Origin of the sequence: Arthrobacter sp. efr-133-TYG-120, assembly GCF_030209785.1 — a bacterium.
Lineage (GTDB): Bacteria > Actinomycetota > Actinomycetes > Actinomycetales > Micrococcaceae > Arthrobacter.
The window spans coordinates 72,963-85,424 of sequence record NZ_JARVRI010000016.1; the positions used below are offsets into that span (position 1 = coordinate 72,963).

Sequence of the window (12,462 nt, forward strand, 5' to 3'; positions counted from 1 at the left end):
CTACCGGCCAAAGAATCGAAGACTATGCGATGATCGGGGACCTGCACACCGCAGCCCTGGTCAGCACGGCGGGCTCCATAGACTGGCTGTGCCTCCCGCGCTTCGATTCGCCGGCGTGCTTCGCCGCGCTCCTGGATTCCCCCCAAGCGGGGCGTTGGCTCTTGGCACCTGAAGCCGGGGGAATTTGCACGCGCCGCCAGTACCGGGACGGGACCCTCATCCTGGAAACAGAGTGGGAAACCAAAGAAGGGCACGTCCGGGTCATCGACTTCATGCCGCCGCGCGACGCCGTCGCGGACATCGTGCGCGTGGTGGAAGGGATCCGCGGGACGGTCAAGATGCGCGGGGAACTGATCCTGAGGTTCGACTATGGGCACGTGGTGCCCTGGGTCCGCCGCGACAGGCACGGCCTCCGCGCGGTTGCCGGTCCGGACTCCGTCTACCTCAAGACCCCTGCGCCGTTGGTAGGCAAGGACTTCACCACTGTCAGCGAGTTCACCGTGAACGCGGGTGACCACGTGCCCTTCGTCCTGACGTGGGCGCCCAGCCACGAACGGCGGCCCCGCACCGTCGAGGCGGATATCGCCCTCGACGACACCTCGGCATTCTGGACGGATTGGTCCAGGCGTTGCAACGTCCGGGGGCCTTACCGGAAAGCCGTCCAGCGTTCCTTGATCACGCTGAAGGCCCTCACCTATGCGCCAACCGGGGGCATCGTTGCCGCCGCCACTACTTCGCTCCCCGAACAGATCGGCGGACCGCGGAACTGGGACTACCGTTATTGCTGGCTGCGTGATGCCACGCTAACGCTTCAAGCCTTCCTGGCCGCGGGCTACACCGAGGAGGCCAGCGCGTGGCGGGATTGGCTACTCCGCGCAGTGGCAGGCGACCCGGCCGACCTCCAGATCATGTACAGCCTGCACGGTCGCCGGCGCTTGCCCGAGACGGAGCTGACGTGGCTTTCCGGATACCAGGGTTCGAAACCGGTGCGCATCGGGAATGCGGCAGCGGAGCAGCTCCAGCTGGACGTCTGGGGAGAAGTCCTGGACTGTCTGTCCCTGACCCGGGCATCGCTGATGACCGTCGGCGATGAGTCCTGGGCCATCCAGACCGCCCTCATGCGCCACCTTGAGAGCACGTGGGACAAGCCGGACAACGGGCTCTGGGAAGTACGCGGCCCGCGGCGCCACTTCGTGCATTCAAAGGTGATGGCCTGGGTTGCGGCGGACCGCATGGTCCGCGGAATCCGTGAATCCGGGATGCCCGGTCCGCTGGATCGCTGGGAGGCTTTGCGGGACACCATCCACGACGAAGTCATGACCCACGGATTCGACGCGGAGCGCAACACGTTCGTCCAGTCCTACGGGAGCAAGGAGCTGGACGCGAGCCTTCTCCTCATCCCCAAGGTGGGCTTCCTGCCGCACGACGATCCGCGCGTGATCGGCACCATTGACGCCATCCAGCGTGAGCTGACCGAAGACGGCTTTGTGCTGCGCTACCGCCCGCAAGACAGTAACGACGGACTGCCGGGCGGGGAGGGCGTCTTCCTTGCGTGTTCCTTCTGGATGGTGGACGCACTCTTGGGCGCCGGGCGCCGGGCAGAGGCGACAGCCCTCTTCGAGAGGCTCCTGGCCCTGCGCAATGACGTGGGCCTGTTGAGCGAAGAATGGGACGCACACGCGGGCCGGCAACTTGGCAATACTCCCCAGGCCTTCAGCCATTTCGGTTTGGTGCTCAGCGCCTTGCAACTTCACCACGGCAAAGCGCACCACAGCAATGTCCCGATCGGCGGGGTCCCGGCGTCGGGCTCTCCTGCAGAGGCACCAGAACCGTCGTCGGCCTCAGGAGCGGTTTCGCCCTGACGTTCCGGAGCGCTTGGGCCATCGGAAGATCCGGCCTGCCAAGGCCAGGCCCGCTCCGAGATTGAGCGTTGGCAGGTAGGCCCGTGCCACTGCGGTCCCAACGGCAGGCAGGGAAGCGGCGTCGGGGTAGAGCATGTAGAGCGGCTCGTATCGCGGCCGGAATTTTGCTTTGAATGCCAAGAGGGACCGGAATCCGTAGACCGGTTCCAAAGTCGCCCCCAACCAGTCGAGCAGGCGGTCGAGGTTGCCGGGAGGGCGGGATCGCGGCTTCGGGCGAGGCATCTCGGAAGGGTCCTCTTCGGCCCGAGCCAGGGGCGCACCGGAGAGGCTCACGAATTCGCATCCTTCATCCTTGAGGCTGAGGGCCGCGGACGCGATGAGGAATTCGATGCTGGCCCGGAAGCCGCCGCTACGGCGACGCATGAAATCGAGGGTCCAGCCGACGATGTGACCGTTGCGGTATACAGGCAGCCAAGAGGTGACTGCGTGGACCGTGTGGCGTTTGTCGATTGCAAGGAGGCAGCGCACCTCCGGATCGTCGAGTTCGTCGAGGCTGCCCAAGGTAAAACCCATTTCGGGCATGTTCCTGTCTGCCACCCATTCTTCGGAGATTTCCTCGATCTGGACCTGGACCGAGAAGGGAGCCGAGGCGTAGCTCGTCCATTCGTAGCGGATGCCCGCCTTCGATGCGTTGTTCAACGCCGTACGGATGTCCTGGAACTTCTTTCCCTTGAAGGAGACCGAATGCAATGGCAGGACCGTTTCCTGGGCTACCTGCGCAGAGCTCCATCCGGCGGAATCCGCATGGTCGCGCAACTCTTGGGGCACCGAGTAGAAACACGGCGTCCACCCATTGCCCCTGCAATAACGGGCAAACTCTTCGAAGACGGCGGTTTTCTCGGATGTGGGTCCCACCGGGCCGCCGAGCGTGAGGGCGACCCCCGTGCTCACGCGGTAGGCAACAAAGGACTGCCCGGAAGGGGAGAACCAGTACATGTTTCCCGGCCACGTGGTCATCCAGGACAGCGAGCTTCCCTCCCACGTCTTGATGACTTTCCGGGCACGCTCCGTACTGGCGTCGTGCCGGGTGTGGGCCTGGTGGAGGAAGGTCCTGAAGATCAGGACACCGGCGACCGCCCAAAAGACGACGCCGACGCCCTCGTACACGAGAACGGCGGCCGTGCCTTGGGGGAAGATCGCCGGGGGAACATCCAGGACGAAGCCCAGCGGAAGGAAGCGGTCCGGGACATCCGCCAGTAGTTCCGGTAGTCCCGGAACGGGGGAGAAGTCCTGGGCGAGCAAGAGGCCGGCGCCGACATAGACGGCACTGAGCACGGCAGCCATCGCAAGTACACGGACCGTGAGGCGCCGGTAGGTCCCTTTAGGGGCCTGGACATGAAACAAGCGCCGGGTCGCGAGCAGAATGATGGTCAGCGCAAGGGGCAGGAGCAGCGGCAGGGCAAAAGTGAACGGCTGCGAGGAAGCCGATCCTTCGATTGCGACAATCCCCTCGCTGGCGCCGGTGTCTGAAGTAGTCTGCTGCAAGACTCCGGCGAGTGCGATTCCGGCGAGAACGGAAAGCCCCACCTGGAGCAAAAGGGTCCCCACCCAGGCAAAGCGCCGTCCGCGGCGCAGGCCCTCCGCAAGCAGCAGCAAGAGGAAAGACGGAAGGATGGCCATGAAGATCCCACCGGCCCCGGCACGTAATTGCAACTGCGCGACCGCACAGTCCTTCGCTTGCGCCGGATCGGAGCAGAGATTCTGGAGTGCTTGGGGATCGACTGGCTGGATGTTGGTGAACAGGAAACGCAGGATGGACAACGGCCCCACCGCATGCGGGATGAGGCCGGCGACTACCGGACCGATCGCCGATGCGGCAAGGAGAAGCGAAAGGAGCACCCGGCCTTCGTGCCGGGAACTGACCGGGCGTGCAAACCGCGGCCGGCGGCCCATGAGCAGGGGCCCGAGAACCGTGCCCGCGGTTGCGGCGCCGAGCCTGACCAAGTCCGCAAACCCTCCGCTGTAGAGGGCCAGGAGGAGCAACAAGGCGAAGACGACAAGCCGGATCCGGCGCCTCCACAGGGTTGCCATGGACGCAGTACCCGCCATGGCGGTACCGATGATGAACGCACTCGGACCCACGAAGAGGTGGCTGCCTATCTCGGCTGTCCAGTTACCGAGCAAGCCTTGGGCCAAGGCAAGGAATCCCAGGGCAATGCCAACGCCCAGAATCTGGCTGGAGACCGCAGCGATTGCGTACGCCCGCTGTCCCATCCGGCGTTCCAGCGGGAGGCCTAGCAGCAGCACCAAAGCAGTTTCCAGCACATAGCCCGTCAGGTCCCTGGCCCAGAAGGCGGACGTCGCCGCGGCCCACCAGTGATCAGGTACGGAGCGAGGCGTCAGTGCGAAATTGAGCCGCAATTGAGCGTCCGGCCCCGTGGCGAGGCTGGAGGTCAGCGCTCCCAATCCCCAGAAAACGATGACAAATCCCAACGTGAGCTGCGCTGAGCGCAGTCTTTCCGTCCATGATCGCCGCGAACGGACATCGGGGACGGAGCGGGTTTCCGGCTCGGGCGCCGGTGCGTGCACGTGGTTCCTATCTGTGCGTCGGAATGATGGGGGTGCGAAATGAAATTCTTCCACACCGGCCATCCGGCGAGGATAATTCCCACCTCGCCGTGACCTTCCCCGTCCCGATCCAATAGACTCCGACGTAGGCAGGCTGTCGGCTCGTTCCGCCACCGGTCTATGAGCAATGGAAAGTTGCTTTTACAGCGCTAAAACGAACAGAAAGCAAGCCCGGGACAGGCCGATGCACAAATCTCGCATATTCCGCTCCGCCGCAGCCGTGATCGCAGCCGGAGTACTTTTGGCAGGCTGTTCGCAGGCGCCTGCTGAACCGGGCGACTCATCCAGCGGCAGGCAGACAGCGGCACCCCTTGCACCCTCGGGTAGTCCAGCCGCAGCGGGCCAGAGTCCCAAGAAACCTGAGTCCGGACAAGATCCGTCAAAGCTTCCCGTGGGGTCCTTGTACAAGAACCCCAGCAACAACCGGAACGAAATCATCCTCTCGGACGTCCGGCACACCGCCGTCCTCATCGGGGACTCCCAGTCTGAGCCCTTGGGCTCATGGCCGCGGGGGGCTTTGGGCTCGCTTGGTTACAAGGTGTACTCCGTGGCCAGGGGCGGTACAGGATACGTCGCCGCGACGAGCAGCAGCGGAAACTATATCGACGCGCTGCAGCGCGGAGACTGGGTCCTGCCCTACGGGACGCCGCCGCTGATCGTTGTCGAAGGTGGAGGCAACGATGCCTCCCACAACGCCAGCGACGAGCAGATCACGGCCAACGCCAACAGGCTCCTCGCCGCCCTCAAAAAGAGGTACCCGCAGGCGAAGCTCGTGATGATCGGAACCCTTGCCAGGGGTGCCAACGCGGGCGGGGGGCGCCGCACCGAGGTTGACGCGTTGCTGGGCAATATTGCGGCCAAGGCCGGTGCTCCGTTCTTTAGCGTCGGGGACTGGATCAGCAAATACCAGGTTGCCGGGGACTTGGTGGACGGCGTCCACCTGAACGCTGCCGGGCACGCCAAACTTACCGGTGTACTCGCGGCGGACATGGCCGCAGCGGGACTTAGCCTGCAGCCGGGCCCGAGGAGTGCATCATAAGAGTTGCGGCCACCGGAGGAAGCCGGAAACTGCTTCGGCTGGTGTCCGGACCGGACCGAGGTCTGGCAGAACGTCGCGAGCCGGAGAACAATTGATCTATGGTCAGCTATTCAGCCCTTGAAGACGCGTCCAGCAAGAATCCGCATGACTGGGGCCGGGCGATGGCAACGGCGATGACAAAGCTCCTGGATGCGGCGCGCATTGACGGACGGCATTTTGAACACGAGTTCCTCTATGGCGAGGAACTGCGCTTGAGGATCGACGAGAACAACGACGGAGCCACGGTCAAGCTCACGTGGACGCCCGCCGACCAGGAACCCGAACAGGAGAAGTCTCCGGCCTGAGTGATTCCTGTCGCCGGATTGACCCTGGCGCCAAGGACAGTGCTCACGATCGACAACGTGGTTACTCCGCGCTCCCGTTGCTTCCGAGCAGGCTACGAGTCAGGGCCTCGCCGTCGGCCATGAGCTGTCCCACCGCGGTGCCCAGGTGCGGGTCTCCGGGAGTCTCGTCTGCCAGCGCGGCGGCGACCACCGAGCGTCGGATCAGCTCCTTCGCGAACGACGCCGTGGTGCCGGCGGTCCGGCCTGCCGCGGCTTCGATCGCCGAGGCGGAGAACGCGATTCCGTTGGAATACAGCCGCAGAAGTTCCACCCGCTCGTGCTTGGACGGAAGCGGGATTTCCACTGCCAGGTCCACGCGTCCTGGCCGCTGGGCGAGGGCCCGTTCCAAAAGTTCCACCCGGTTGGTGGTCAGAACGAACGCGACGTCGGCGTCGTTGTCCAGCCCGTCCATGGCGTCGAGTACCTCGAAGAGCAACGGTTTGGGCCCGTGGCCGAAGCTGCGGTCCTCGGCGATCAGATCGCAATCCTCCAACACCACGATGGACGGCGCCAAGGCCCGCGCGATCTTGGCCGCCTCGGAAATTCTGGCGAGTGAGCCGCCCGAGAGGAGCACCGCCGTCGTACCTTCGCTTTGGCTCAGCAGGTACCGGACCGTGTGCGTCTTGCCCGTCCCGGGCGCTCCATAGAGTAGGAGGCCGCGTTTGAGATGCTGACCGTGTGCCGCAAGGATGTCCGCTTGCCGTGCGATGCCAAGGGTGTGGCTCTCCACCTTGCTGAGGAGCCCGTCCGGAAGGACCACGTCACTGCTGGCGAGCTGCGGCCGCCGGATGAAGGTCACTCCGCTGATGCCCGGCCCGTAGTCGCTGGCGGAGAGCGAGATGACTTGGCCTCTGAAAACGCTCTTGTGCTCCATTTCGCGCCGTACCTCGGCCAGGAACCTCGACGCGACGGCAGGGTGGGTGGCCAGGACTTCGAGCGACGCAGTCTGCCGGCCACGCTCGATCTTGGCACCACGTTGGAGGACCGCTATGGGAGATCCGGCGTAGCTGAAGAGCCAGAGCCCCAGCGCAACGGCCTGGCGCTGTTGGTCCGGACCGGTGGCCAGGTTGCTGTAGTCCGGCTGGCTGAGGGGAAACCTCGGGTAGCTGCGGGATTGCTGCAACATGTCGCTGAAGGACATGTGGTGGCGCTGATCGCCGCCGCCGATTCCTACCAGCCGCCGCTCGGGGTCGCGGCCGGCCATCCCTTCCATCACGATGTCCACATCCACCAGACGGTGCTGCGGGATCTCCTCCGTCACGACGGACAGTTCATGGGCGGGAACCGCGAGGTGCCCGGTCAGTGCCTGTAGAAGTTGTTCGCCGTCGTCGCCATGGTCAAAGCCAAGCTGGGAGAGCCTTGTCAGTGTTCCGAAGTCCTCGATGAATTTCCCCAATTTTTCATCCATGCACAGACCCTAGCAGGATGCGTCGTGACTCAGCACAGCCCGTTCATGGTGGCGATGGCCACCTGCCGGAGCTGCTCGAACTCCGCTTGGCCGCTGCCATCCGTCGATTCAATGTGTTTGTCCGTGTCGGATGGATAGGCGAAGCTCATGGCTATCTGGCGGCTCCCGTCGCTCGTGGACAACGCGATGCTCGCAAACCAGGTGCTCCCGCCGTAGCCGTAGTAGAAGCCGTTCGTGCATTCGTCATTCCACCGCTGCAGCCCGAGTCCGTGGTTCTCCTGCCATAGGGTTTGCATGTCGTGGAGGGTGCTCGCCGTGAGTAGCCTGCCCTGCATGAGCGCTGCGTAGAACGTGTTGATATCGCCCACCGTGGAGATGACGCCCTCTGCGGGGGAACCGACGAGATACTCCGGCTGCGAGGCGTTGACGCGCTCGCCGTCGATGAATTCATAGCTCTGAATCATGTCGCGCGCATCCCGGTCAGGTTCGGATGCCAGCGAGGTGTGGCTCATTCCCAGCGGCACGAAGATATCTGACTTCAGGACATCGCCGATCGGCCGGCCGCGGAGCTTCTGCACTATCGCGGCCAGGGCGAAGTAGTTCGCATCCGAGAAGCGGAACAGCTGGAAGTTCGCGTGCGTCCACGGCACGGTCCCGGCCATGCGGAGGTAGTCCTCGATGCTGAACCTCGTGTCGATGGCCCGCTTGGTCGGCATGGCCCTCAGGATGGCAACAGGCGCGTCGGGCAGGCCGGAGCTGTGGTTCAACAGGGAGCGGACTGTGACGGGGCCCGGCGGATGGACGAGCTGCCCGAATTCCGGGAAGTACTGAGTGACAGGGTCCTCGAGGCCCAGCTTTCCTTCCTGGACCAGCTTGAGCACCGAGACCGCCACCATGGACTGGGTGATGCCGCCAGCCTGGATCCGGTCGGTCACGGCCACCGGTTCGCCGGTCTCGACGTCTTGGCTGCCGTAGGCCTGGGACCATTCCCGGCCCCGGACTTTGATCTGGACGACGACGGCCGGCGCGCCCCGGTTGAGCATTTCATGCGCGAAGAAATCCGCAACGGGGGATTCGGGTACTGCCCCTTGGGAATCGGACGACGAGGTACTCGCCGGGGGTTCAGCCGTCAGAGGGTAGGTGCACGAACCGGACGCCAGGATCAGAGCCAGGACGACGGCCATCCGCGCTCGCCGCGAAGTCCGGGATACGCGGGAAGTCTGAGAGGCCCGCGCCGCCTCCATGGCTGCCTCCTGAAGCTACGCTGCGGGGCAACGGGCCAGGCGCCCTTGCCCCCGTAGTTTCGATCGTCCTCTTCGGAAGCGAGGGGGTCAACGCCGAAAACGCGGGCGCGGCCCCAAACCCAACTGACTCGCAGTAGGTGTCGTTATGAGCGCTCATAACGACATTAACTGCGAGTCAGTTGGGAAAGGAGTGCCTTAGGTCAGCTTGACCTGACGGTTGACGTCCTTGTACAGCAGGTAGCGGAACGGACCCGGGCCGCCGGCGTAGCAGGCCTGCGGGCAGAAGGCGCGCAGCCACATGAAGTCTCCCGCCTCCACTTCGACCCAGTCATTGTTGAGCAGGTACATGCCCTTGCCCTCCAGGACGTACAGGCCGTGTTCCATGACGTGGGTTTCCGGGAACGGGATGACCCCGCCGGGCTGGAACGTCACGATGTTCACGTGCATGTCGTGGGCCAGGTCGTTGGGGTCCGCGAAGCGTGTGGTTGCCCAGACGCCGTTGACGTCCGGCATTTCCCCGGCCTCAACTTCGTCGTCGCTCGTGACGAAGGACTTGGCTTCATAGCCCTCAAGGCGCTCGTAGGCCTTGCGGATCCAGTGGAAGGAGACGATGTCGTCCGAGACGTTCTCAAGGCCCCAGTTGGAACCGGCAGCGAGGTAGGCGTAGCCGCCCTCCTCGAGCTGGTGCAGTTCGCCGTCGAGGGTCAGGTTGACCTTGCCCTTGGTGACGAAGACGACGCCTTCGACGCCGGCCTCGAACTCTGCCTTGGGAGCGCCGCCACCCGGGCCGATCTCAACGATCAGCTGGGAAAACGTGGTGGCGAATCCGGAGATCGGGCGGGCAATGATCCAGGAACGCGTGTTCGAGAAGCCCGGCAGGTTGCTGGTTACGATGTCGGTCAGCACGCCCTTGGGGATGACCGTGTAGGCCTCCGTGACGATTGCGCGTTCGGTGGTGAGGTGGGTCTGCGGCGGCAGGCCGCCCTGGGGATAGTAGTACTTGCCCATCATTGGATCCTTACTTGGAGGTGGTGTGTGCGAGCCGCGGATGCGCCAGTGCAGTCAGCCGGGGGAGTTCGACGCCGGCAAGCGCCAGCACTTCTTCGGCACCTACCGCTCCACACTGGACGCCGCGCAGGACGAAAGCGGCCAAGGCCCGGGCGGTGGCGGGTTCGTCCATGACGCCGCCTTCGGTGCGCTCCACGTAGTTGCGCAGGCGGGCCGCGGCGGCCGGCAGGCCCTCGCGGTAGAAGGCATACGTCGCAGCGAAACGGCTCGGCAACTGGGCAGCGTGCAGGTCCCAGCCCTGGTAGTAGCCGCGTTCAAGGGAGCGGCGGACCAAGCGGCCGTGCAGCTTCCACGCGTTTTCCACGTTGTCGCCCACCGGGATGATGTTGGTGGAGCCGTCGGAGAGCCGGATGCCCGTTCCCGCAACGGCCAGCTGCATGACTTCCTTCGCGAAATCCGCCACCGGGTGCTCCATGGACTGGTACTCCGCGGAGATCTGCAACGAAGCCGAGTAGTCGTAGGTGCCGTAATGCAATGCGCTGATGCGGCCCGGAACTGCGTGCGGAAGCCGGGCCACGGGGGAGGTCCCCTCCGGGCCGAGAATCAGTTGCGGCGTCTCCACCTGGACTTCGAAACGGAGCCGGCCCGCCGGGAGCGTGTGGATCTCCTCCAGTCGGGAGACCGCGAAGTCCATGGCCTGCACCTGGGCCACCGTGGTGACCTTCGGCAGGGTCAGGATGAGTCCCTCGGGCAGTTCTCCGGCCGAGGCCAAAGTCGAGACGAACAGGTCCAGGGTCTTCAGGCCACGTGCCCGGGTGGGGGCCTCGAAACACTTGAACCGGATGCCGATGAACGGCGGCGCGGACCCCGCGGCAACGGCTTCGCTGACAGCCTGGGCAGCCGCTACGGCCGCGACGTCTTCTGCTTCGTCGCCCGGGTCGCCGTAGCCGTCCTCGAAGTCGAGGCGCAAGTCCTCGATCGGTTCACTGCGCAACTTGGCAGCCACACGGGTGGCGACGGCGGCAGCCAGTTCGGGCTCTTGGCCCAGCAACGTACCGAGCCTTTCGAGACCGCCGTGGGCCTCCGCCGTCGTGATCGCCTGGGCGCCCCATTCCGCGGAGAGCGACGGCGTGAAACGGTCCGCCGGGACGTACACCGTGTGCACGGGCTGGCGGGTGCCGTCGTCGCCGGGGTAATTGCGCTCCAGCAACTGGTCAGTGGCGGCCAGTTGGGAGTCGATCGCGGCAAGATCTGCCGCCGAGAAGGAGGATGCGGCCATTCCTACACCAGCTCGTAGGCGGGAGTGGTGAGGAAGTCCGTGTAGTCCTCGGAGAGACAGATGTCCGCGATCAGGCGGCTCGCCGGCTCGTAGAACTTCTCGAAGGACTCGGCGTCGACCTCGCTGCGCAGGCGGTCGGTCTCTTCGCCGAGGATCCGGGTGACCAGCTCGCGGGTGACCGTGTTGCCGGTGTCAGCCAGGACCGACTTGTTGCGGATCTGCTGCCACACCTGGGAACGGGAGATTTCCGCAGTGGCGGCGTCTTCCATGAGGTTGTGGATGGCAACGGCGCCGCTGCCCGAAAGCCACACCGCGGTGTACGCGACGGCGACGTAGAGGTTCAAGCGAAGCCCGGCCTCGGTCACGTGGCCACCGGCGGAGGAGATGTCCAGCAGCTGATCGGCGGTCACGGAGACCTCCGGGCGCTGCTTGTCCAGCTGGTTCGGCTTGTCGCCGAGCACGGAGTCGAACACTTCGCGGCACGTGGAGACGAGGTCCGGGTGGGCCACCCAGGAACCATCGAAACCGTCGTTCGCCTCGCGGGTCTTGTCCGCGCGGACCTTCTCGAAGGCCTGGGCTGTGACTTCGGGTTCGCGGCGGTTCGGGATGACGGCAGCCATGCCGCCCATGGCGAAGGCGCCGCGCTTGTGGCAGGTCTTGACCAGCAGTTCCGTATAGGCGCGCATGAACGGGGCCGTCATGACCACGGACGCGCGGTCCGGCAGGATGAAGGACTCGCCGGCGTCGCGGAAGTACTTCACGATGCTGAACAGGTAGTCCCAACGGCCGGCGTTCAGGCCCGACGCGTGGTCGCGCAGTTCGTAGAGGAACTCGTCCATTTCGAACGCGGCCGGAATGGTTTCGATCAGCATGGTGGCGCGTACGCTGCCCTGCGGGATGCCGAGGTAGTCCTGGGCGAAGACGAAGATGTCGTTCCACAGCCGGGCCTCGAGGTGGCTTTCCATCTTGGGCAGGTAGTAGTACGGGCCGTGGCCGTTGAGCAGGAGCTGCTTGGCGACGTGGAAGAAGTGCAGGCCGAAGTCCACCAGCGCGCCCACGGTGGGTTCGCCGTCGAGCAGCAGGTGCCGTTCGTCCATGTGCCAGCCGCGGGGGCGGGCGACGACGACGGCGAGCGGCGCGTCCGTGCGGAGCCGGTATTCCTTGCCCTCCGGGGAGGTGTAGCTCAGGGTGCCCTGGGCTGCGTCGCGGAGGTTCAGGATGGCGTCGATGACGTTCGCCCACGTCGGGGTGCTGGCGTCCTCGAGGTCGGCGAGCCACACCTTGGCGCCGGAGTTCAGGGCATTGATGGCCATCTTGGCCGGGGAGGCCGGGCCGGTCATCTCGACCCGGCGGTCCTGCAGGGCCACGGGTGCTTCGGCGACCTTCCAGTCGCCGTCGCGGATGTCCTGGGTTTCCCGCAGGAAGTCGAGGCGGCCGGTGCGGGCCACTTCTTCGCGCTTGGCGACGCGGGCCGCGAGGAGCTCGGTGCGGGTGCCCGCGAAACGGCGGTGCAGTTCCTCCACGAAGGCCAACGCCTTGGGAGTCAGGATCTCCTCGGCTCGTTCGATCGGCCGGGGGTCTGTGACTGTGAGAGCCATGGGGTGGTCCTTT

The 12,462-nt window shown here is 65.1% G+C and carries 9 protein-coding genes; 3 read left to right on the top strand and 6 right to left on the bottom strand.

Annotation, left to right across the window (positions count from 1 at the left end):
• Positions 1-29: 29 nt before the first annotated feature.
• A complete protein-coding gene (locus QRN51_RS11310; protein WP_284989966.1) occupies positions 30-1,862 on the top strand; it encodes a glycoside hydrolase family 15 protein in 1,833 nt (610 codons plus the stop codon).
• On the opposite strand, the gene QRN51_RS11315 is transcribed toward QRN51_RS11310, so the two are convergent.
• Positions 1,842-4,451: a bifunctional lysylphosphatidylglycerol flippase/synthetase MprF gene (locus QRN51_RS11315; RefSeq protein ID WP_284989944.1), complete on the bottom strand. Its 2,610-nt coding sequence runs from the start codon at positions 4,449-4,451 to the stop codon at positions 1,842-1,844. The genes QRN51_RS11310 and QRN51_RS11315 overlap by 21 nt on opposite strands.
• 439 nt (positions 4,452-4,890) lie before the next feature.
• On the opposite strand from QRN51_RS11315, the gene QRN51_RS11320 reads away from it, so the two are divergent.
• Both QRN51_RS11320 and QRN51_RS11325 read left to right on the top strand, forming a co-directional pair.
• Complete coding sequence (locus QRN51_RS11320) at positions 4,891-5,529, top strand: SGNH/GDSL hydrolase family protein (protein ID WP_284989945.1); 639 nt, start codon at positions 4,891-4,893, stop codon at positions 5,527-5,529.
• A gap of 98 nt (positions 5,530-5,627) precedes the next feature.
• Positions 5,628-5,873 (top strand): hypothetical protein, encoded by a 246-nt coding sequence (locus tag QRN51_RS11325; protein ID WP_059389455.1) that lies wholly within the window; start codon positions 5,628-5,630, stop codon positions 5,871-5,873.
• Positions 5,874-5,934: 61 nt separating this feature from the next.
• On the opposite strand, the gene QRN51_RS11330 is transcribed toward QRN51_RS11325, so the two are convergent.
• From QRN51_RS11330 to aceB, 5 genes are all read right to left on the bottom strand, one after another.
• Positions 5,935-7,320, bottom strand: a complete 1,386-nt coding sequence (locus tag QRN51_RS11330; protein ID WP_284989946.1) for an AAA family ATPase — start codon at positions 7,318-7,320, stop codon at positions 5,935-5,937.
• Between the two features lie 29 nt (positions 7,321-7,349).
• Complete coding sequence (locus QRN51_RS11335) at positions 7,350-8,504, bottom strand: serine hydrolase domain-containing protein (protein WP_284989947.1); 1,155 nt, start codon at positions 8,502-8,504, stop codon at positions 7,350-7,352.
• A 255-nt stretch (positions 8,505-8,759) separates the two neighbouring features.
• Complete coding sequence (locus QRN51_RS11340; protein WP_284753733.1) at positions 8,760-9,572, bottom strand: bifunctional allantoicase/(S)-ureidoglycine aminohydrolase; 813 nt, start codon at positions 9,570-9,572, stop codon at positions 8,760-8,762.
• A gap of 10 nt (positions 9,573-9,582) precedes the next feature.
• Positions 9,583-10,851 carry a DUF6986 family protein gene (locus QRN51_RS11345; RefSeq protein ID WP_284989948.1) on the bottom strand — a complete coding sequence of 423 codons (1,269 nt, stop codon included), beginning with the start codon at positions 10,849-10,851 and terminating at the stop codon, positions 9,583-9,585.
• A 2-nt stretch (positions 10,852-10,853) separates the two neighbouring features.
• Entirely contained in the window at positions 10,854-12,449 is a 1,596-nt protein-coding gene (gene aceB / locus QRN51_RS11350) for a malate synthase A (protein ID WP_284989949.1), read from the bottom strand.
• Between the last annotated feature and the right edge of the window lie 13 nt (positions 12,450-12,462).